Raw genomic sequence first — 21,238 nt, forward strand, 5'->3', positions numbered from 1 at the left:
ACTCCGTGTTGTTCCGAAGCACCCTGCGCGCGTCCGCCGCCGCCCTCGCCCTTCTCCTGCCGTTCGCCGCGGCCTGCGGAGGGAGCGCGAAGGCCGAGTCCTCGTCCGACGTCTCCTCCGTGACCCTGCGCGTCGGTGACACCGGCTGGAAGGTCAGCGAGGCCGTCCTCAAGTACGCCCACCTCGACGACACCCCGTACAAAGTGAAGTGGAACCTCTTCCAGGGCGGCGACCTGCAACTCCAGGCGATCCGCGCCGGAGCACTGGACCTGGCCTCCTCCAGCGAGATCCCGCCCCTCTTCTCGGCCGCCGACGGCAAACCCAACTTCAAGGTCGTCGCCGTCCAGCGCGGCACCACCCTCAACCAAGAAGTCGTCGTCCCCAAGGGCTCCAAGGTGACCGACATCGCCGGCCTGAAGGGCAAGAAGGTCGGCTACGTCCAGAACACCACCGCCCACTACTTCCTGTACGAGCTGCTGAAGCGGGCCGGCCTCAAGTGGTCGGACATCGACGCCAAGCCGCTGCTCCCCAACGACGGCCTCGCGGCCCTGAACGGCGGCTCCATCGACGCCTTCGCCTCCTACGGCACGTCGATCATCACCGCTCATCAGCAGGGCGCCACCACCATCGGCTCCGGCGCGGACATCCTGTCCGGCAACTTCCTCTGGTCCGCGCGTGACAGCGTCCTGAAGAGCCCCGCCCAGAAGGCCGCCGCGGCCGACCTGATCGCCCGGATCACCAAGGCGTACGCCTACGTCCGCGACGGCCACGAGGACGGCTTCGCGAAGGTCACCGCCGACGCCACCCATCAGCCGCTGGCGCAGGCCAAGTCGGACCTGATCGCCGCGCAGAAGCAACGGCCCACGCAGGCCAGGACAGTCGGCGACGACACGATCGCCTCCCAGCAGAAGGTGGCCGACGCCTTCACCGAACTCGGCGCGCTCAAGAAGCACTTGGACGTGAAGTCCTTCTGGACCACCGCACTCAACTCCGACCTGAAGAAGGCCCTGTGACCGCGCGCATCGCCGAACTGGCCGCCGGCTACGACCAGTCGGGCGCCTTCCCCGCCGAGTCCCTCCGCATCGCCCACGAGGCCGGGCTGCTCACCGCGACCATCGGTGAGCAGTACGGCGGCCGGGGCGCCCGGGTCGAGGAGTCCGCGCGCATCCTCCACCGGATCGGCCGGGGCGACCCGTCCGTCGCCCTGATCGCGGCGATGACCCTCAACACGCACGCGCGGCAGGCCGTGCAGCCGCACTGGCCCGAGGAGTTGTACGCGCGTGTCGTGAAGGAGTCGTTCGAGCGGCCGGTGCTCGTCAACCACGCGCGCGTGGAGCCCGAGTTGGGCTCCCCCGCGCGCGGCGGACTCCCCTCGACGCTCGCCCGGCGCACCCCCGACGGCTGGTCACTGAGCGGCACCAAGCGCTTCGTGACCGGCGCGGAGGGCCTGGACTGGTTCCTCGTGTGGGCCACCACCGACGAGCGGGAGCCGCGTGTCGGCACCTTCCTGGTGCCGGGTGGCTCCCCCGGTATCGAGATCACCGGCCGCTGGGACCAGTTGGGGCTGCGGGCCAGCGGCAGTCACGACGTGACGTTCCGGGACGTGGAGATCCCGTACGAGCACGTCATCGGTATCGGCCCGTACGGCGCGTCCGCCGAGCAGGACAACCGGGCGGGCGCGGCCCTCCATCTCCCCCTCGCCGCCCTCTACTTGGGGGTGGCGCGGGCGGCGCAGTCCTTCTTCCACACGTTCGCGCACGAGCGTGTGCCCGCCAACCTCGGTCATCCGGTGGCCCGTACGGAGCGCTTCCGCAGGACCGCCGGGGAGATCGAGGTACTGCTCGCCGCCGCCGAGCAGCTGGTGTTCGACGGAGCCGCCCGGGTGGACGCCGCCGACTCCACGTACACCCCCGAACAGGCCCTGGGGGCACGGGTGTTGGCGGACCGGAACGGTGTGCGGTCGGTTGAGCTGGCGGTACGGCTACTGGGCAATCCCGGGCTCGCCCGGGGCAATCCGCTGGAGCGGCACTTCCGGGACATCCAGTGCGCACCCGTGCACGCGCCCCAGGAGGACATCTCCCTGCTCGCGATCGGAACCAAGGCGTTGAACCTGTGACGGAACCCATGACGGCACGCACAGTGAAGGTGAAGGTGCGGAACCCGTGACCACAGCGCCCCCGACCACCGCCGCCGCCCGGCTTCTCGGTCTGCTCGCCCGGGATCTGCCGCCCGATCAACTGGCCACGGAGCCACGCACCTTGGCCGCGTTCGCCACGGACCGGTCGGGCACCCGGCCTGACGGTGTCCCGCTCGCCGTGGTGCACGCCCGGCGCACCGAGGACGTGACCGTGACGCTCCGGCACGCGAACGCGCTGCGCGTGCCGGTGGTGCCGCGCGGTGCGGGCACCGGTCTGTCGGGCGGGGCGACGGCCGGCGAGGGGGTGCTCGTGCTGGACCTGTCCGGGATGAACCGCATCCTCGAACTGTCGGCCGACGACCAGCTCGCGGTGGTCGAACCGGGCGTGATCACCGCCGAGTTGGACCGGGCGGCAGGCGAACACGGACTGCGCTACGCACCTGATCCGGCGAGCGCGGCGATCTCGACGATCGGCGGGAACATCGCGACCAACGCGGGCGGGCTGCGGTGCGCGAAGTACGGGGTGACGCGGGACAGCGTGCTCGGTCTGGAGGCCGTGCTCGCCGACGGGACGGTGGTCACGACCGGCCGCCGTACCGTCAAGGGCGTCACCGGTTACGACCTCACCGCGCTGCTGACCGGCTCCGAGGGCACGCTCGCCGTCATCACGTCGGCGACGCTGCGGCTGCGCCCGGTGCCGGTGGCGACCGCCACGGTGGCCGCCTACTTCGACTCGTTCGAGGCGGCGGCCGAGGCGTCGTACGCGATCGGGCGGGCCGGCGTCGTACCGGCGCTCGCGGAACTGCTCGACGGGCCGGTGCTGCGCGCCGTCGATCCGGCGCTGGGCGAGCGCGGGGCGGCGCTGCTGCTGGTGCAGTGCGACGGGGCGGGGGCGACGGTCGAGGCGGAGCAGGTCGCGCGGGTGCTCGCGCCGACCGCCACCAGCGTGGAGACCACGGCGGACCCGGTCGAGGCGGAGTCCCTGCTGGCTGCCCGTCGGCTCGCCCTGCCCGCGCTGGAGCGGCTGGGCCGGCCGCTGATCGAGGACATCGCCGTGCCCCGCTCCCGGCTGGCGGAAGCGGCCCGCGAGATCCGTGCCATCTCGGCGCGGCACGACGTGCCGGTCTACACCCTCGCGCACGCGGCGGACGGGAACCTCCATCCGATCATCGTGGTCGACCCCGCCCTGGACCGGCTGCCGGACGCGGCCTGGGAGGCGGCCGGTGAGATCTTCGCGCTGGCGCTGCGGCTCGGCGGGACGTTGACCGGTGAGCACGGTGTCGGGGTGCTGAAGCGGCAGTGGGTGGCGGACGAACTCGGGCCCACTGCCCACGCGTTGCAGCGGCGACTGAAGGAGGCGTTCGATCCCCGGGGCATCCTCAATCCCGGCAAGACCCTCTGAGGCACCCCGGATCGGATACCGCCGAACGGGTGAGGGTGAAGGAATCGGGGGTGGTGCGGGAGCACGTGCGGTTGGCATGTGCCTCGACCGCCGTCCGAAGTCATCACTCATCACCACCGATGCCGGGTAGCTGTACGCACGGAACGTGACGGGACGCACGCATTCCGTCACTCGCGCGTACAGGAGAGAAGGCACCATGTCGGTCGAGACCGGTACCGCGCCCGAGGCGGGCGCCGAGGAGCGGGAACAGCAGAGCCTCGGTACCGCCGCGGCACGCACCCTGGCGACCACGACCAAGTCCGAACCCCAGATGCAGGGCATCAGTTCCCGGTGGCTGACCCGCATGCTGCCCTGGGTGAACGTGCCCGGCGGCACCTACCGCGTCAACCGCCGCCTGACCTACACGTGGGGCGACGGACGGGTGACGTTCGTCCAGACCGGCGCCCAAGTACGGGTCGTCCCAGCGGAGTTGGCCGAACTCCCGCTGCTGCGCGGCTTCACGGACACCGACGCGCTCGGCGCGCTGGCCGAGCGGTTCGAGCAACGGGAGTACACACCGGGGCAGTTGATCGCGGAGGCGGGCCACCCCGCCGACCAGGTGGTCCTGATCGCGCACGGCAAGGTGGAGCAGCTCGGCGAGGGTCCCTACGGCGACGAGGCGGTCGTCGGTCTGCTGGCCGACGGCGACACCTTCGGCGGCCAGGTGCTCGCCGACCCCGACGGCACCTGGGAGTTCACGGCCCGCGCGGCGACGGCCACCACGGTGCTGACGCTCCCGCACACGGCGTACCGGACGGTCGCGGACCGGCACGCGGAGCTGCGCGCACATGTCGAGGCGCGGGGCGCGGACGAACCCGGCCCGCTCAACCCGTTCGGCGAGGCGGCGATCTCCCTCAGCGCCGGGCATGTGGGCGAGCCCGATCTGCCGGCCACGTTCGTGGACTACGATCTGGCCCCGCGCGAGTACGAACTCAGCGTCGCCCAGACCGTGTTGAAGGTGCACAGCCGCGTCACCGACCTCTACAACCAGCCGATGAACCAGACCCAGCAGCAACTCCGGCTGACCGTCGAGGCGTTGCGCGAGCGGCAGGAGAACGAGCTGGTCAACAACCGGGACTTCGGCCTGCTGCACAACGCCGACTACGACCAGCGGATCTCCACCCACTCCGGGCCGCCGACCCCCGACGACCTGGACGAACTGCTGAGCATGCGACGCGACACCCGCTTCCTGTTCGCGCATCCGCGGGCGATCTCCGCGTTCGGCCGGGAGTGCAACAAACGGGGCGTCTACTTCAGCGGTATCGACGTCGGCGGCCACCATCTGCCCGCCTGGCGCGGGGTGCCGCTGCTGCCGTGCGGCAAGATCCCCGTCAGCGATTCCCGTACGTCGTCGATCATCGCCATGCGCACCGGCGAGGACGACCAGGGCGTGATCGGCCTCTACCAGACGGGCATCCCGGAGGAGATCGAGCCGGGCCTCAACGCGCGCTTCATGGGCATCAACGAACAGGCGATCATCTCGTACCTGGTCAGCACCTACTTCTCGGCGGCGGTCCTGGTGCCGGACGCGCTCGGCATCCTGGAGAACGTCGAGGTCTCCCGCCGGGACGCCAACTGACCGAGGAGAGGCCCTAGTTCAGGAAGGCGTCGAGTCGTGCCGCGTCCGGTGCGGTCGCCGGGCCCGGCGCGGTGACGGCCAGGGCGGCGCCCGCGTTGGCCCGGCGGGCGGCGGTCACCGGGTCCACCCCCTGGGCCAGGGCGGCCATGAACACTCCGGTGTGCGCGTCACCCGCGCCGTTGAGGTCGACGGCGTCCACGGCGAACCCGGGGACGGTGACGAGGCGCCCGTCGTGGTGCAGGAGACACCCGTCGGGGCCGGTACGGACGAGCACCGAGCCGCGCCCCAGGCGGGATTGGAGCGCGCGAGCAGCCTCGGCCGGGTCGTCGATGCCGGTGATCAGCGCCGCCTCGCGGGCGTTGCAGCTCCACCAGTCCGAGCGGGCGAGCAGCAACTCCAAGGCGGCATCGGGGATTTCACGGACCAGCGGGCCCGGGTCGGTGACCAGCGTGGCGGCCGGGTCCAATCGCGGCAGGAGGTCGAGCAGGGCGGCCCGGTTGCTGTCGTACAGCAGGCTGTATCCGGTGACGTACACCAAGTCGCCTTCCCCGGGCCGGAGTTCGGCCAGGTCGGCGGAGGTCAGGGTGGCCTCGGCGCCGGGGCTGGTGACGAAGGTGCGCTCACCCTCCGCGTCGACCAGGCAGACCACGAAGCCGGTGTCCGGTTCCGGGCGCGGTGCGAGCAGGACGTCGATGCCCTCGGCGTGCAGTGCGGCGCGGGCCCGGTCACCGAAGGGGCCGGTGCCGTGCGCTCCGGCGTAGGTCACCGGAAGTCCCTGGCGGGCCGCGGCCGCCATGACGTTGAAGCCGCCGCCCGGGGTGCGCTCGGTGCGGGTGGCGAGGACGTCACCGCCGCGTTCGGGGAGGGCGGGTACCTCCAGGACGAGGTCGACGACGACGTTGCCGAGGTGCCAGAGCCGCGCGCTCATGGCCGCTCCCGCAGGCCGAGCGTGGCCATGGCCGTGGCATCCCGGACGACCACAACCGTACCGAGGTGCCAGAGCCCCCCACTCACGACCGCTCCCGCAGGCCGAGCAGGGCTGCCGCCGTGGCATCCAGGTCGAGCGCCGGGTTGACGCGGACGAGCGTCTCCCGCGCGTCGGCCGGGAAAGCGTCCACTCCGTGGCACGCTCCGCCGACCGCGCCCGCGATCGCCGCGATGGTGTCGCAGTCACCGCCGACGGACGCGGCGAGCAGTGCGGCACGCCAGGGGTCGTCGGGGCAGGCGGCGAGTACGGCGAAGGCGGCGGGCACGGACTCCTGCGTGGCGAGGCTGGTGCCCACCAACGCGTAGACCCGCTCGCAGACTTGGGCCTCCGTGAGACCCCGCACCAGCCCGGTCGCCCAGACGATCCGCTCGGCGACGTCGGCGGCGGCCACCCAGTGCCCGCGCCCCGCCGCCAACCGGGCTGCCGACACGGCCACTTCGACCGCCTCGGGAACCGACGTTCCGTCAAGTCCCGCGCTCACAGCGGCGGCCACCGCTGCCGCACCGGCGAGCGCGACCCCGGTGTTGTGGGTCAGGCTGCTCGCCTCCACCACCCGGTCCACCAGTACGGCCGGATCGGCGGCGGACACCGCGATGCCCACGGGGGCGATCCGCATCGCCGCGCCGTTGGTGGTGCCGTATCGCCCGACTTCGTCCACCGGGGTGCCCGCGAGGACCTGCTCCACCGCGCGCTTGGTGGACGGGCCGAGCAGGTCGAGGGAGCCGCGGGCCCGCATGTCGTCCTCCCAGGCGACCAGGCGCCGGGCCAGTTCCGCCGGGTCGACGCGACCCTTGCCGTCGAGCAGCAACTCGGCGAGAAGCAGGGCCTGTTCGGTGTCGTCGGTGACGGCACCGGCCGGCATCCCGGCGGCGAGGGGATGGTCGGGGTCGGCAGGGTGGAAGCCGGTGAGGAACGGGCCGTAGCGTGCAGTGATTTGTGGGCGGGACAGCATCTGGGTGGGCATGCCGAGGGCGTCCCCGAGGGCGAGCCCGTAGAGGGCTCCGGCGGCGCGGCTCTGGAGGGTCATGGGTACTTTCCGGGGCGGGTTCGGCGGTTCAGCCGAAGGCGAGGGTCAGTTGGAAGTGGTCGGGGTCGAGGAGGCTCACGACATGTTCGACGAAGGAGCCGTCGGCGGCCCGGCTGGTGCGCCGCGTGTCGAGGAACCAGTCACCCGGTTCGCGGCGCAGCAACTCCGCCTCCCGCCCGTCGATCCGCCGCCCGCTCACCCGCTGTTCGCCGTGGTCGGGCCGCAGCCCGGCCCGCAGCATCACGTCGGTGAGCGACTCCTGGTCCAGTCCGCGTGACGGCAGGTCCCGCACTCCGGGTACGGGGGGCAGGAAGCTGCGTTCGTACGACACGACGACCGCGTCCGCGGCCAGCTCGCGTATGCGCTCCACGCACACGAACTGCGCTTCCTTCAGGGTGAGTTGAGCCGCCAGCTCGTCGTCGCGCAGCTCCCGTACGACGAGCGTCCGTACACGGGTGTCGATGCCGTGGCCCGCCAGTGCGTGGGCCCAGCCGAGGTGGTCGTCCAGGGGGCGGCCGTCGAAGAGGACGTAGGAGCCCTTGCCGGTGCGGGTGGCGATCAGGCCGGCCTCGCTGAGTTCGGCGAGGGCCGCGCGGACAGTCGTACGGCTGACGCCGAAGCGTTGGGCCAGGGCGTGTTCGCCGGGCAGTTGCTCGCCGGCGGGGCGGTGGCCGCTGCGGATCTCCTTGGCGAGAACCTCGGTGATCCGCTGGTGTTTGAGCCGGACACCGGTCACGACGTCTCCCCGACCACCTCGGCGACGCTGACCACCCGGATCAGGGGCCGGTACAGGTCCATGACGTGCAGCGCCTTGGCGTGGGAGTCGTCGTCCACGCCGGCGCAGGCATCGGCGACGACCAGTACCTCGACTCCGGCGTCGGCGGCGGCCAGTGCCGTGGAGAGAACACAGCAGTCGGTGCTGACGCCCGCGAGGACGAGCCTGCCGGTGGGGCGGACGCGTTCGGCGAGTTCCGGGGTCCATTTGCCGAAGGTGGGCGCGTCCACCAAGTGCCGCGCCCGCGCGGCGAGTTCGTCTGTCAGCTGCCAGAGCGGGGCATCCGGCGGCTGAAGGGCGAAGGGCCACTGGTCGTAGTAGGCGCGCCAGGCTCCGGTGGGCTTCTCCGGCGCCACGAAGCGGGTGAAGGTGACTCGCTCACCGAAGGCCGGGAGCAGCAGTCGTACTCCCGTGGCCGCCTCCCCGAAGCGTGGGGTGGCCCAGGGGCTGTCGGGTTCGGCGAAGACGCGCTGCATGTCGATGACGGCGAGGTGGCCGGGTGCGGTGGTCATACGGCGGCCACCGCCTCCGGGCTCGCGGCCTCGGCTTCCTGCCGCTGGACGCGGGCGCGGCCCAGGGCGAGGGTGCCGAGGAAGCCGAGGGCGAGGGCGGCCAGGACTCCGAGGTTGGCGTAGGCCCAGGAGCCGGACTTGCCGCCGAGGCCGAACGGGTCGAGCAGATAGCCCTGCCAAGTCAGCCAGCTGGCGGCCGTGTTGGTGACCAGGCCCCAGCCGATCGCGGTGGCGGCGAGGGTGAGGAGGAGCGGTGTGAGTGCCACGTCGCCGTAGCGGCCGTTCGGGCGGAAGAGGTCGCCCTCGTCGTAGTCGCGGCGGCGCAGGGCGAGGTCGGCGAGCATGATGCCGCACCAGGCGGCGATGGGGACGCCGAGGGTGGTGAGGAAGCCCATGAACTGGCCGAGGAAGTTGTCGGCGAAGAACACGATGTAGACGGAGCCCGCGATCATCAGGACGCCGTCGACGAGCGCGGCGACGTAGCGGGGTACCCGCAGGCCCGCCGACAGCAGGGCCAGGCCGGAGGAGTAGATGTCGAGGACCGCGCCGCCGACCAGGCCGAGGACGGCAACCACGGCGAACGGGACCAGGAACCAGGTGGGCAGGATCGTCGTCAGCGCGCCGATCGGGTCGGCGGCGACCGCCTTGTTGAGCGTGCTGGAGGAGCCGGCGAGCAGGAGGCCGAAGACGAGCAGGAGCAGCGGGGCGACGGAGGCGCCGAAGGTGGTCCAGCCGATCACGCCTCTGCTGGACGAACTCCGGGGCAGATAACGGGAGTAGTCGGCGGCGGCGTTGACCCAGCCGAGGCCGAAGCCGGTCATCATGAACACCAGCGCGCCGATGAACTCCTGGGCGGAGCCCGCCGGTACGGCGCTGACCGTGCTCCAGTGGATGTGGTCGGCGACGAGGGCGATGTAGACGATCGTGAGGACGCCGGTGACCACGGTGATGACCGTCTGCAGGCGCATGATCAGGTCGAAGCCCATGACTCCGCCGATGACGGTCAGCGCGCCGACGATGATCAGCGCGACCACCTTGGTCTCGGTGCCGCCGCCCCAGCTGAGTCTGCTGAAGACGGTCGCGGTGGCCATCGTCGCGAGGGCGGTGAGGACGGTCTCCCAACCGACGGTCAGCACCCAGGAGATGACCGACGGCAGCCGGTTGCCGCGCACGCCGTAGGCGGCGCGGCTGAGCACCATCGTCGGCGCGGAGCCGCGCTTGCCGGCGACCGCGATGAAGCCGCAGAGCAGGAAGGAGAAGACGATGCCGATGACGCCGGCGACGAGCGCCTGCCAGAACGAGATCCCGAAGCCGAGCGCGAAGGCGCCGTAACTCAGGCCCAGGATCGAGACGTTGGCGCCGAACCAGGGCCAGAACAGGGTGCGTGGGGTGCCTTTGCGCTCGGCGTCGCCGATCACGTCGAGACCGTGCGTCTCGACCTGGAGCTGCCGGGACTGGGAAGTCTGGGAGTCCGCCATCGTCGACCTACCTGTCTAGACGTGTTTAGTCGAGGCTAGGTGCGGGTGTGACGGCCGTCAAGAGCGAACGGCTCCCGTCAGTGGTGGTGGCCGTGCCGGCCCAGGGTCTCCACGGGGGTGGCGCCGGGGCGGGTCCACTGCGGGACGGGGCGGCTGGTCGGACCCCAGGTGGGGGCGCCGTCGGCGTCCGAGCGCCAGTACCAGCAGGCCGGGCGGCTCTCGGGCAGGTACCCCTCGGGGTTGTCCTCCCACGCCTCGCTGCGGCCGTAGGGCGTCATGTCGAGCAGGCCGAGGGAGCCGTTGACCACTTCGTTGCCGCGGCCCGTCGTGGAGTAGGTGAGGAACAGACGGTCGCCGTCGCGCAGGAAGGAGACGATGTGCCCCATTCCGCCGCCGATCGGCGCGTCCACGCCCCGCACCGAGTACCAGGGCTGGGTGTAGCCCATGAACTCGACGTAGGGAGCCACCTCGCTCCACGGGCCCGTGGTCAGGACGGCGTACGAGACGCCCCGGGCGTTGAGGTAGACGGCGTCCTGCAGGTGCCAGGCCGTGGTGGTGCAGCCCTCGCACTGTCCCTGGTGCGGCGCGCCGTCGTGCCACATGTGCTGGTAGACCACAAGTTCGTCGCGCCCCTGGAACAGGTCCAGGAACGGGACCGGCCCGTCGGCGCCGGTCACCTCCACCTTCCCGTCGAGCTCGACCATGGGCAGCCGACGCCGGGCCGCGGCGATCGCGTCGCCCTCACGGGTGTGCGCCTTCTCCCGCAACAGCAGTTCCGCGCGCTCCGCCTCCCAGGTGGCCAGGTCTACGGCCGGTCGCTTGCCGGGGCTGTCACTGCTCGCGTTGCCGGGTGTGGTCGTCATGGGGTCCTCCGTGGTGTCTCGTTCCGGGCGGCGTCGTACGACGGTCACCACACAACAGACTGGCGCCGCGGCCAGAACTCATCGCGGCGATGCGTGCCGTGTTCCGCCGTTCCGCTCAACGGCACGGCACGCGACAGGAAATACGGTCCCGGCAGCGGGAGTTCGCCGACGTCGGCTCGGTCGGCTTCGCTCAGGCGCTCGTCCTCGAGCGGGCCGTCGTGTCATGGCACATGCCGGCGGTGAGGGTGGTGCCGCCGGCCGGGTCGATGAGGATGAAGGAACCGGTGAGCCGGGAGTCGGCGTAGGCATCCAGCGGCAGGGGCTGGGAAGTTCGCAGGACGACCGTGCCGATGTCGTTGACGGCAAGTTCGTGGGGGTGGTCCTGGCGGGTCAGGCCCTGTGTGAGGTCGACTTTGTGAGGCAGTTGCCTGACGATCGCGTTCACCGTGCGGGTGCCGTGCTTGAGCAACACCCGGGCGCCGACCGTCAACGGCCGCTCGTGGAGGTGGCAGACGGTGCCCTCGACGTCCTGGGTGATCGTGGGGGCGTCGAGGGTCGGCGCGATGACGTCGCCCCGCGAGACGTCGAGGTCGTCGGCGAGCAGCACGGTCACCGACTGCGGGGCCCAGGCCGTGGTCACGCTCTCACCGAGCGCGTCGATCCCGGTGATGGTGCTGGTCAGGCCCGACGGTTGGACGGTGACCCCGTCGCCGACCCGCAGTACGCCTGACGCGATCCGGCCCGCGTAGCCCCGGTAGTCGAGGTGCTCGGCGGTCCGGGGCCGGATGACGTACTGGACGGGAAGACGGGCCGGGGCGGTGGTCGGGTCGTCGCCGACCGGCACGGTCTCCAGGTGTTCCAGGATCGTCGGGCCGCTGTACCAGTCCATGTGCGCGGAAGGGGTCACCACGTTGTCCCCGGCGAGTGCCGAGATCGGTATCGCGGTGATGTCGCGTACGCCGAGCGAGGCAGCGTACGCAGTGAACTCCTCGGCGATAGCGGTGAAGGACGGTTCGGCGTAGTCGACCAGATCCATCTTGTTGACGGCCAGCACCACGTGCGGAACCCGCAGCAGGGCGGCCAGCGCCGCGTGGCGGCGGGTCTGTTCGACGACGCCGTTGCGGGCGTCGACCAGGACCACGGCCAACTCGGCCGTGGAGGCACCCGTCACCATGTTGCGGGTGTACTGCACATGTCCGGGTGTGTCGGCGAGGATGAACCTCCGCCGGGTGGTGGCGAAGTAGCGGTAGGCGACGTCGATGGTGATGCCCTGATCCCGCTCCGCGCGCAGACCGTCGGTGAGCAGCGCCAGGTCCGGAGTCTCCTGGCCGCGCCGCACGGAGGCCGCCTCGACGGCTTCCAACTGGTCGGCGAGGACCGACTTGGAGTCGTACAGCAGCCGTCCGACCAGGGTGGACTTGCCGTCGTCCACGGAACCGGCGGTCGCGAAGCGCAGCAGGGCGGTGGTGGTCGGGAGCCGTTCGGCACCGCTGCTCATGCCCGTGTCCCTGTCCGTATCGGTGCCGGTGTCAGTGTCTGTATCCGTGGTCATTAGAAGTACCCCTCGCGTTTGCGGTCCTCCATCGCGGCCTCGGACAGTTTGTCGTCGGCGCGGGTGGCGCCCCGCTCGGTGATCCGGGACGTGGTGATCTCGGTGATGACCTGCTCGACCGTGCCGGCGTCCGAGTCCACCGCGCCGGTGCAGGACATGTCGCCGACCGTGCGGTAGCGGATCCGGCGGCGTTCGGTGGTCTCGTCGTCCTTCGGGCCGCCCCATGCGCCGGGTGCGAGCCACATACCGTCCCGGGCGAAGACGTCACGCTTGTGGGCGAAGTAGATCTGCGGCAGCTCGATGCCCTCGCGGGCGATGTACTGCCACACGTCCAGCTCGGTCCAGTTGGAGAGCGGGAAGACGCGGACGTGCTCGCCGGGCGCGTGCCGGCCGTTGTACAACGCCCACAGTTCCGGGCGCTGGCGGCGCGGGTCCCACGCCCCGAACTCGTCCCGCAGCGAGAAGACCCGCTCCTTGGCGCGCGCCTTCTCCTCGTCCCTGCGGCCGCCCCCGAACACCGCGTCGTGCCTGCCCTCGGCGATCGCGTCCAGCAGCGGCACGGTCTGGAGCGGGTTGCGGGTGCCGTCGGGACGTTCGCGCAGCCGTCCGTCGTCGATGTACTCCTGCACCGAGGCGATGTGCAGCCGCAGCCCGTGCCCGGCCGCCGTCCGGTCCCGGTAGGCGAGCACCTCGGGGAAGTTGTGCCCGGTGTCCACGTGCACCAGCGAGAAGGGCACCGCCGCCGGGGCGAACGCCTTCAGTGCCAGGTGCAGCATGACGATGGAGTCCTTGCCGCCGGAGAAGAGGATCACCGGCCGCTCGAACTCGCCCGCCACCTCACGGAAGATGTGCACCGCCTCCGACTCCAACGTCTCCAGATGCGACAGTGCGTAAGGGTGGGGATTCGCCGGCCTCCCGGCGGAACTCCCGGTGGAACCCCCTGCTGACCGGTGGTGGACGACCGTCATGCCAACTCCCTTTCCACAAGCAGCGTGTACAGGGCGTCGACGGACTCCGGGACGCCTTCGGCACGGGTGCCCAGCCGCAGATCCGGCGTCTTCGGCACCTCGTACGGGTCGTCGACACCGGTGAGCCCGGATATCGCGCCCGCGGCCTGCCGCGCGTACAGGCCCTTCACGTCCCGCACCGAGCAGACATCGAGCGGTGTCGCGACATGCACCTCCAGATAGGGCGTCGCGGACTTCGCGTGCCGTTCGCGGACCATGTCCCGGCTGTCCGCGTACGGCGCGATCACCGGTACCAGGACGGCTGTGCCGTTGCGTGCCAGCACCTCCGCGACCATGCCGATCCGCTGGACGTTGGTGTCCCGGTCCGCACGGCTGAAGCCCAGCCCGGCGGAGAGGAATCGCCGGATCTCGTCGCCGTCGAGGACCTCCACGCGTCGTCCGTGATGTCGTAGCCGCTCGGCGACCCCGTGGGCGATGGTGGTCTTGCCCGCGCTCGGCAGGCCGGTCAGCCATACGGTCGCGCCGGGCCGGCACGTGCAGAACGAGTGGGATGTCATGCCGGGCTCCTCACCGCGGGCTCGGATGCCGCTCGATCCGTACTCACCGGCAGCGTGGTCAGTTCGCGCAGCGCGGCCGAGAGGACGGCGATGCCGCGCAGGTAGTCGTCGGTCAGGATGTGCTCCTCGTCCGAGTGGTCCAGCGCGCTGTCCCCCGGGCCGTAGGTGGCCATCGGTATGTCCCAGAACTCCGCGAGCGTGTTCATGTCGGAGGTGGCGGTCTTGACCGTCGGACGCGGAACGCCTCCGACTCGCCTGATCCCCGCGGACAGGGCATGGACCACGGGACTGCGGCGTTCCACGCGCACCGCGGCGACCCCGTTGAGGACATCGACCGTGCCGCCGTGGGCGCGGTTCCTGAGGTCGGTGACGAATCCGTCCTGGTCGAAGCCGACCGGGGTGCGGACGCTGATCTCGAGTTCGGCGTCCGTCGCGTCGCCCCGCATCGCGACCAGGGTCGCGCCGGGGGTTCCGAACGAACCGTGGCCCTGGTCCGGGCCGAGCAGTTCGAGGGCGTCGTGCCAGAACGCGGCAGCCGATTCCGTCGCCTTCTCCACGGGGTTGCTCGGATGGGTGGCGGGACAGGTGACCCGGTAGGAGAGGTCGAGTTTCCCCTTGTACCCGAGGACCACTCCCGACCATCCGCTCGGTTCGCCCACCACCAGCGCGTCCGGCCGGGCGAGTGTGCGTCCGACGTGTACCGCGCCGCGGGATCGGGGGGTTTCCTCCTCGACCACCCCCACGACCGTCAACCGGCCGGGGAAGTCGGGGTTCGCCGCGACGGCCTGCACCATGGCCGCGAGCGGGCCCTTGGCGTCCACCGAGCCGCGTCCGTGGATACGGCCGTCCGAACACCGCACCGGCAACTGGCCGGGGACCGTGTCCATGTGACCGAGGAGCATGATCTTCGGGCCGGGGCGATCAGGCGTCTCGCCGATCACGTTTCCGGCCTCGTCGATCCGGGTGGCCAGGCCCAGTCCCCGCATGACGACGACGAGATGTTCGGCCAGCCGGCTCTCCTCCCCCGACGGCGAAGGGATCGCCACCATGGCTTCCAGCATGTTCGTCGCCGAGACCGGGTCCACGCCCGTGAGGGCTCGTCCCAGATCCTCTGGCAGGACGGTCGCGGTGCCCATCAACTGCTCCTGTTCTGCTCGGGGTTCCGGTCCGGAGCCTGTTCCTGACCGGGCGTCAGCACGATCTGTGTGCCCGCTCCGTGCAGGACGTCGGTGACCGCGTTCTCGTGGCGGCCGTCGGAGACGGTCACCTGCGGGACCCCGCCCTGGAGGGCTTCGCGCGCGGCGACGAGCTTGAGCGCCATGCCGCCACGGGCGAACTCCCCCGGGGCGGCAGTCCCGGACACCTCGTACTCGTCCAGCACGCTGTCTTCGTCGTCCGCGTCGGTCAGTACGCCCGGAGCTCCGGTGAGGAGCACCAGCCGGTCCGCGTTCAGGGACGTGGCCAGCGCCGCCGCGGCGCGGTCCGCGTCCGCGTTGACCGGGAACCCGTGCTCGTCCGCCGCCGGCGGCGAGATCACGGGAACGTATCCCTCGGACAGCAGCGTGGTGAGAAGTTCGCTGCGGACCTCGCCGATCCGCCCGCTGTGGTCGTCGCGCACGACCACCGTGCGTCCGTCGATCAGTGCGCGATGCGCGGTCTTGCGGCTCGCCTGCAGCATCCCGGCGTCCATCCCGGTCATGCCGACGGCCGGCACACCTCTGCGCTGCAGTTCGGCCACCAGCCTCGGCTTCACGGCCCCGGCCAGGGCCAGCGTCACCACCTCCATGGTCGCCTCGTCGGTGTAGCGGGCCGATACGCCGTCGGGCGAGACCATCCGGCGCTGCGGGACGTCCAGGCGTTGCGCCAGGCTGTCGATGTCGGCGGATCCGCCGTGCACCACGACGACCTGATGGCCGTCCTGGGTCAGGTCCGCGATATCGGCGCAGATCTCGGTCGCGTTGACGTCGTGGTTGCCGCCGCATTTGACGACGAGTACTTGGTTCGCGTTCAACCCGGCCTCCAGTCATGTCAGTTCGTGTTCGGGGATGTTCGGGTGGGCCCTACATCGGATGCAGCCCCGGGAACGAGAGTCCGTACGACTCGGGCCACCCCATGCGGACGTTGAGGCACTGCACCGCGTTGCCCGCGCCGCCCTTCACGAGGTTGTCCAGGGCGGCGATGACGACCAGGCGGTCGGAGCCCTCGTCGGCGGCGTGGCCGATGTCGCAGAAGTTGGAACCGAGCAGGATCTTGGGTTCCGGATAGCGGTAGACGCCCCGCTTGTGGGCGACCATGCGGATGAACGGCTCGTCCGCGTACGCCTCGCGGTAGGCCGCGCGCACCGCCCGGTGGTCGGCGCCCGGCGCCAGCTCGGTGTGGCAGACGACTTGGACGCCGCGCACCGCCTCGACCCCGGTCGCGGTCATCCGTACGTCGAGGCCGGTGTGCTGGGCGATCTCGGCCTCGTGACGGTGGGCCACGGGGGCAAAGACGCGCATGGCGCCGCTGCGTTCGGCGTGCAGGTTGCCCTCGCCGGCCGTCGCTCCGGAGCCGCTGGATCCGGTACGCCCGTCCACCAGGACCCGCGAGGCGATCAGTCCGCAGGCGGCCGGCGGACGCAGCGCGAGCAGTCCGGCCGTGGCCATGCAGCCGGGCACACTGATCAGCCGTGCGGTGCGCAGCTCGTCGCGGTGCAGTTCCGGAATGCCGGGGACGAACGAGTCCAGCAGTTCCGGAGCTTCGTGGGCGACGCCGTAGTAGTGCTTGTACGCGTCGGCGTCCTTGAGCCTGAAGTCCCCCGAGAGGTCGATCAGGAGTTCCGTACGGCTCGCCCATTGCCGTACCAGGGCCATGGCCGACCGGTGCGGTGTCGCCAGGAGGACGACATCGCACTCCGGCACCTGCTCGGCGTCGCAGAACGTGAGGTCCGTGGCCGAGCGCAGATTGGGATGGACGCTGTCGACGCGCTTGCCGGGGAAGCGCGACGACACCGCGGCGGTCACCTCTGTCTCGGGGTGGCCGAGGAGCAGCCTGAGCACTTCGCCGCCGATGTAGCCAGCGGCACCGAACACCGCGGTCCTGATCACTTCCACACCTCCGTGACCAGTCGGTCGGCGATCTCCTCGGCGACGTCGACCCGGCCCTCCAGGGCTTCTTGGAAGCCCTTGAACTCGACTCCGTGGTTCACTTCCAGGACGTACAGGGCGCCGTCCACGTCCTCGGCCAGGTCCACGCCCGCGATCTCCGCCCCGGTCTGTGCGGCGGCGGCCACGGCGAGGCCGGCGATGTCGTCGGTGAGGGCGCACGGCTCGGTCCGGCTGCCCCTCGCCACGTTGGTGCGCCATTCGTCGGACATCCGGTAGACGGCACCGATCGGCACCCCACCCACGACGATCACCCTGATGTCGCGGCCGGGCTTGTCCACGTAGCGCTGGAGATAGATGATCTGTGCCTGCGGCGAGGGAATGGCGTCGCAGTGCTCCAGTACGGTCCGGGTCGCCTCGGCGTCCGGCAGCAGTGCCACCCGCCTGCCCCAGGAACCGACCAGGGGCTTGATGACGACCGGGTACCCGATCTCCTCGGCCGTCTGCTGGGCGGCCTCGGTCGTCAGGGCGAGGGAAGCGCGCGGCGTGGGGATGCCGGCCCGGTGAAGGGCGAGCGACGTCCGCCATTTGTCACCGCAAGTCTCGATCGCGGCCGAGGAGTTGACGACGGTGACGCCGCTCGCCTCGAAGGTCAGTGCCGCGTAGAGGGCCTTGGTCGCCGAGATCTCCCGGTTGAGCACCAGGTCCCAGGCCGGCGGCGGCCCCTCCATGTGGTGTCGTACGGTCCGGGTGTCGATGTGCGTGCACGGGACTCCTCGGCGCTCCAGGGCCTCCAGGATCCGCTTCTCCTCGAAGCGGATCCTGGAGGCCAACAGGGCGGTCCGGGGTGCCGTGGAAGGCTTTCCCAAGGTCACTCGCCCCAGTCCTCTTCGACCTCGGGGGCCAGCGCGAGCAGCAGCGGGGCGGTCGCCACCACTTCCAACTCGCTGCGGCAGCCGGGACATTCGAGCACTTCGCTCATCCGGACGGAGTCGTCGATCGTCAGTGCTCCGTCGCATTCGGGGCACGTCTGGGTCGCGGTCGTCATGACAGTTCCCTCTCTTTCTCGTCGGTCCATGGGGTGTGGGGCGCGTCCGTGTCGAGTGCCGCGCAGACCGCGGCAGCCGTTCGGGCGGCGCTGATGCCGTAGTGGTCCAGCAGGTATTCGTGGCCGCCGGCGATGTCCGCGAACTTCTCCGGCATGGCGATCCGCACCACGCGGGTCGGCTGCTCCTCGCAGAGGGCCTCGCAGACCGCGCCGCCCAGTCCGCCGCTGCGCCAGTGCTCCTCCACCGTGACCACGAGGGAGACCTGTGCGGTGGCCGCGAGGAGCGTCTCGGTGTCGAGCGGTCGCAGGGTGTGCATGTTGAGCACGGTCGCGGAGACTCCGCATTCGGAGAGCAGCTGCGCCGCCTCCACGCAGGCCGCCACGGGATACGGTCCGCAGCCGACCAGCACCACGTCCGTTCCCCGGCGCAGCAGTTGGGCCCGGCCGATGATCATGGGCTCGTCGGTGTCGATCGCCGGCGTGGCCTTGCGGCCCAGCCGTACGTACAACGGGCCCGGCAGGTCCAGGCTCTGTTCGACGACGGCTTCGGTGGCGGCGGCGTCGGCCGGTACGACCACGGTCATCGTCGGCAGGGTGCGCATCGCCGACAGATCCGCCAGCGCGTGGTGAGTGGGGCCCAGGTGCCCGGCGGCCAGGCCGCCGTGCGTCGCCATGATGCGTACCGGCAGAGCCGGGTAGGCGATGTCGAGTTCTACGGCTTCCAGCGCCCGCGCACTGGCGAAGGCGGCCATGGTGTTGACGAACGGCATCCGCCCGCAGGCCGCGAGCCCGGCCGCCATGCCCATCAGATTGTGTTCGGCGATCCCCAGATTGACGTACTGGTCGCCGGCGGCGCTGATGTCGTCCGGGCTGAAGAGGCCGGTGTCGGTGTCCAGGCAGATCAGCCGGGGGTCCTGCTGAAGAAGTCGCATCAGACGGTCGCGGTACGCGTGGCGGGTCGCCGCCGGGGCCGGGATTGTGGTCAACGGACTTCATCCTTCCCTGTGTTGTGGGACACGGGCGCGTCGCGCAGTACGGCTCTGACCCGGGTGTGTTTGCGTTCGGTGAGGGTGACGTAGTGGCTCGCGACCTGGCCCGCCAGGAACGGAACGCCGTTGCCCTTCACGGTGTGCGCGATCAGGAGGCTGGGGCGGCCCGGCTCCCACGGGGTGCTGCCCAGGTTCCGGACGAGTTCTCCGACGTCGTGTCCGTCGGCCTCCCGCACGGCCCACCCGAAGCTCCGCCACCGCTCCGCCAGTGGTTCCATGGCGGCGATTCCGTTGGTGGGGCCGGTCAGTTGGAGGGAGTTGCGGTCGACCACGGCGACCAGGTTCTCCAGTCCCAGGGAGGCGGCGCCGATGGCGGCCTCCCATACGGAACCCTCCTGGAGTTCGCCGTCCCCCATGAGGACGAAGGCCTTCGAACTCCTGCCGTCCAGGCGCGCGGCCAGGGCGAAACCGCATCCCAGGGCGAGTCCGTGGCCGAGTGAGCCGGTCGCGGCCTCGACTCCGGGGACTGCCCTCACCGGATGGCCCATCAGCCTGCTGCCGGGATGGCCGTATTCACGCAGTTCCTCGACGGGCAGGAAGCCGCTCTCCGCGAGGATCGCGTACAGGCCCACCGCGGCATGGCCCTTGCTGAGCACAAAACGGTCCCGTTCAGGGGCTGTCGGCCGTGCCGGGTCCACGGTCATGACATCGCCGTAGAGCGCGGTCAGTACTTCGGTGGCCGAGTACGAGCCGCCGAGATGCCCTCCTTCGGGGCCCGCGCACATGTCGGCGACGTGTTCACGCACCCGCGTGGCGGTGGCGCGCAGGGCCGAGAGGCGGGCCGGGGTCGGGCTCGTGGCGGTCATGATCGGGCCCCGGCGAGCGTGGCGACCGTGTCGAGGTTCTCCCACACTTTCTCGAAGGCCTCCGCGTAACGATCCAGCAGCTCACCGCTCGTGGGGCTCAGGTGCCGCTTCTGGAGGGTGAGGGAATCACGGATCACCGCGTGGGCAACCGGATACTCAGCCCGGGAATCCGCCGGTACCTGCTCCGGTACGGGCTCTGCCGAGGGCTCGAGAGCCGCCCACGGGTAGTCGCGGCCGAAGCCGAGGTGATCGCGGAACACGGTCTGGTCGGGCAGCGGCATCAGTTGGTACTGGGACATCGGAACTCCCTCGGCCCGCAGTGCGCGGCGCAGTGCCTTCCGGAAAGCCGTGTCGGTGATCCCGGGCAGTCCGGCCGCGGCCGGGTCGAACCGGAACCGGAGGATGTGCCATACATGGGTGGTGCCGGGCAGCGGCGTGGGCACGGTGAGGCCGGGCAGTCCTTCCAGGCGGGCAAGGAAGCGGGTGACGTTCGTCTGCCGGGCCTGCTCGTAGCGGTCGAAGCGGTCGAGCTGCGCGCAGGCGAAGGCCGCCTGCAGGCCGTTCATCTTGTGGTTCCAGCCGAGTTGGTGGGAGACGTAGTCCCGGTCCCTGCCGCTTTCGATCACCTCGCCGAACTGGCGTCCCCTGCGGGCGGATTCGGCGAGACCGGCATCGCCGGTCACCAGCAGACCGCCCTCGCCGCAGGTCGGGATGTTCTTGGTGACCTGGAGGCTGAACGCGCCCATGTCGCCGATGCTGCCCACGGGATGCCCCCGATAGGTCGCGCCCGGGGCCTGGGCGGCGTCCTCCACCACGGCCAGGCCGTGGCGGCGGGCCACGTCGGTGATCCCGTCCATGTCCGCCGGCGCGCCGTGCAGATGGACGGGGATGATCGCGGCCGTCCTCGGTGTGATGCGCCGTTCGACGTCCCTCGGGTCGAGGTTGAAGGTGACCGGATCGATGTCGGCGAAGACCGGTACCGCCATGTTGTGCAGCGGAGCCAGGCCCGTCGCGATGAAACTCAGCGCGGGCACGATGACCTCGGTCCCCGGCCCTACGCCCAGCGCGGCCAGGGCGAGTTGCAGGGCCGCCGTGCCGTTGGTGACGGCCACGCAGTGGGCGTGGCCGAACCGCTCCGCCCACCGGCGCTCCAGCACGGTCACCGGCGTTTCGCCGTTGGTGTCGGAGACCAGCCGCCCTCCGTCGAGCGCGTCGAGCACGGCCTTGCGGTCCTCGTCCTGGATCACCGGCCACTCGACGGCGCGTCGCGTCCGTGGCACGGCGGGGGTTCCGCCGAGGACTGCGAGTTTGCTCATGTGGTCCTCCTTCATGGTTCGGTGAGCGCGAGTTTCCGGTGCGGGGTCCGGGAGGCGTC

The 21,238-nt window shown here is 71.0% G+C and carries 21 protein-coding genes; 4 read left to right on the forward strand and 17 right to left on the reverse strand.

Annotated elements, in window-relative coordinates; translation table 11 throughout:
* Nucleotides 1-5: 5 nt before the first annotated feature.
* The 4 genes from OO70_RS08970 to OO70_RS08985 all read left to right on the forward strand — a co-directional run bounded on the left by OO70_RS08970 (nucleotide 6) and on the right by OO70_RS08985 (nucleotide 5,157).
* Nucleotides 6-1,013 carry an ABC transporter substrate-binding protein gene (locus OO70_RS08970; protein WP_043666522.1) on the forward strand — a complete coding sequence of 336 codons (1,008 nt, stop codon included), beginning with the start codon at nucleotides 6-8 and terminating at the stop codon, nucleotides 1,011-1,013.
* Complete coding sequence (locus tag OO70_RS08975; RefSeq protein ID WP_043666525.1) at nucleotides 1,010-2,116, forward strand: acyl-CoA dehydrogenase family protein; 1,107 nt, start codon at nucleotides 1,010-1,012, stop codon at nucleotides 2,114-2,116. The genes OO70_RS08970 and OO70_RS08975 overlap by 4 nt, the downstream gene beginning before the upstream one ends.
* A gap of 46 nt (nucleotides 2,117-2,162) precedes the next feature.
* Nucleotides 2,163-3,539: an FAD-binding oxidoreductase gene (locus OO70_RS08980; protein ID WP_043666528.1), complete on the forward strand. Its 1,377-nt coding sequence runs from the start codon at nucleotides 2,163-2,165 to the stop codon at nucleotides 3,537-3,539.
* Between the two features lie 196 nt (nucleotides 3,540-3,735).
* On the forward strand, nucleotides 3,736-5,157 hold the full coding sequence (locus OO70_RS08985; protein WP_043666531.1) for a family 2B encapsulin nanocompartment shell protein: 1,422 nt from the start codon (nucleotides 3,736-3,738) through the stop codon (nucleotides 5,155-5,157).
* 13 nt (nucleotides 5,158-5,170) lie between these two features.
* Here OO70_RS08985 and OO70_RS08990 read toward each other — a convergent pair whose 3' ends face one another.
* From OO70_RS08990 to OO70_RS09070, 17 genes are all read right to left on the reverse strand, one after another.
* The gene (locus OO70_RS08990; protein ID WP_043666533.1) at nucleotides 5,171-6,085 is read right to left on the reverse strand and encodes a PfkB family carbohydrate kinase; all 915 of its coding nucleotides are present in this window, start codon (nucleotides 6,083-6,085) and stop codon (nucleotides 5,171-5,173) included.
* 82 nt (nucleotides 6,086-6,167) lie between these two features.
* On the reverse strand, nucleotides 6,168-7,172 hold the full coding sequence (locus OO70_RS08995; RefSeq protein WP_043666536.1) for an ADP-ribosylglycohydrolase family protein: 1,005 nt from the start codon (nucleotides 7,170-7,172) through the stop codon (nucleotides 6,168-6,170).
* Between the two features lie 28 nt (nucleotides 7,173-7,200).
* A complete protein-coding gene (locus tag OO70_RS09000) occupies nucleotides 7,201-7,908 on the reverse strand; it encodes a GntR family transcriptional regulator (protein ID WP_043666538.1) in 708 nt (235 codons plus the stop codon).
* Nucleotides 7,905-8,459 (reverse strand): cysteine hydrolase family protein, encoded by a 555-nt coding sequence (locus OO70_RS09005; RefSeq protein WP_043666543.1) that lies wholly within the window; start codon nucleotides 8,457-8,459, stop codon nucleotides 7,905-7,907. Before OO70_RS09005 ends, OO70_RS09000 begins: the two co-directional genes overlap by 4 nt.
* A complete protein-coding gene (locus OO70_RS09010) occupies nucleotides 8,456-9,937 on the reverse strand; it encodes a purine-cytosine permease family protein (RefSeq protein ID WP_043666546.1) in 1,482 nt (493 codons plus the stop codon). The genes OO70_RS09005 and OO70_RS09010 overlap by 4 nt, the downstream gene beginning before the upstream one ends.
* A gap of 77 nt (nucleotides 9,938-10,014) precedes the next feature.
* A complete protein-coding gene (locus OO70_RS09015) occupies nucleotides 10,015-10,800 on the reverse strand; it encodes a DUF899 family protein (RefSeq protein ID WP_043666551.1) in 786 nt (261 codons plus the stop codon).
* 190 nt (nucleotides 10,801-10,990) lie between these two features.
* Complete coding sequence (locus OO70_RS09020; protein WP_051740990.1) at nucleotides 10,991-12,298, reverse strand: sulfate adenylyltransferase subunit 1; 1,308 nt, start codon at nucleotides 12,296-12,298, stop codon at nucleotides 10,991-10,993.
* Nucleotides 12,299-12,351: 53 nt separating this feature from the next.
* Entirely contained in the window at nucleotides 12,352-13,320 is a 969-nt protein-coding gene (gene cysD, locus OO70_RS09025; protein ID WP_051740929.1) for a sulfate adenylyltransferase subunit CysD, read from the reverse strand.
* Nucleotides 13,317-13,877, reverse strand: coding sequence for an adenylyl-sulfate kinase (cysC, locus tag OO70_RS09030; RefSeq protein WP_043666553.1), 561 nt, complete (start codon nucleotides 13,875-13,877; stop codon nucleotides 13,317-13,319). Before cysC ends, cysD begins: the two co-directional genes overlap by 4 nt.
* Nucleotides 13,874-15,013 (reverse strand): M20/M25/M40 family metallo-hydrolase, encoded by a 1,140-nt coding sequence (locus tag OO70_RS09035; protein WP_078651306.1) that lies wholly within the window; start codon nucleotides 15,011-15,013, stop codon nucleotides 13,874-13,876. Before OO70_RS09035 ends, cysC begins: the two co-directional genes overlap by 4 nt.
* Nucleotides 15,013-15,888: a [LysW]-aminoadipate kinase gene (locus OO70_RS09040; RefSeq protein WP_043666558.1), complete on the reverse strand. Its 876-nt coding sequence runs from the start codon at nucleotides 15,886-15,888 to the stop codon at nucleotides 15,013-15,015. Before OO70_RS09040 ends, OO70_RS09035 begins: the two co-directional genes overlap by 1 nt.
* A 49-nt stretch (nucleotides 15,889-15,937) precedes the next feature.
* Nucleotides 15,938-16,963 (reverse strand): N-acetyl-gamma-glutamyl-phosphate reductase, encoded by a 1,026-nt coding sequence (gene argC, locus OO70_RS09045; RefSeq protein ID WP_043666563.1) that lies wholly within the window; start codon nucleotides 16,961-16,963, stop codon nucleotides 15,938-15,940.
* Nucleotides 16,960-17,835 (reverse strand): lysine biosynthesis protein LysX, encoded by an 876-nt coding sequence (gene lysX / locus OO70_RS09050; protein ID WP_199827287.1) that lies wholly within the window; start codon nucleotides 17,833-17,835, stop codon nucleotides 16,960-16,962. Before lysX ends, argC begins: the two co-directional genes overlap by 4 nt.
* Nucleotides 17,832-18,008, reverse strand: a complete 177-nt coding sequence (locus OO70_RS09055; RefSeq protein ID WP_043666566.1) for a lysine biosynthesis protein LysW — start codon at nucleotides 18,006-18,008, stop codon at nucleotides 17,832-17,834. Before OO70_RS09055 ends, lysX begins: the two co-directional genes overlap by 4 nt.
* Nucleotides 18,005-18,994, reverse strand: a complete 990-nt coding sequence (locus OO70_RS09060; protein WP_043666568.1) for a transketolase family protein — start codon at nucleotides 18,992-18,994, stop codon at nucleotides 18,005-18,007. Before OO70_RS09060 ends, OO70_RS09055 begins: the two co-directional genes overlap by 4 nt.
* Nucleotides 18,991-19,863, reverse strand: coding sequence for a transketolase (locus tag OO70_RS09065; protein ID WP_078651308.1), 873 nt, complete (start codon nucleotides 19,861-19,863; stop codon nucleotides 18,991-18,993). The genes OO70_RS09060 and OO70_RS09065 overlap by 4 nt, the downstream gene beginning before the upstream one ends.
* Nucleotides 19,860-21,179, reverse strand: coding sequence for a DegT/DnrJ/EryC1/StrS family aminotransferase (locus tag OO70_RS09070; RefSeq protein ID WP_043666571.1), 1,320 nt, complete (start codon nucleotides 21,177-21,179; stop codon nucleotides 19,860-19,862). Before OO70_RS09070 ends, OO70_RS09065 begins: the two co-directional genes overlap by 4 nt.
* Between the last annotated feature and the right edge of the window lie 59 nt (nucleotides 21,180-21,238).

This window comes from Streptomyces xylophagus (assembly GCF_000716435.1).
In the GTDB taxonomy this organism is placed as follows: Bacteria; Actinomycetota; Actinomycetes; order Streptomycetales; family Streptomycetaceae; genus Streptomyces; species Streptomyces xylophagus.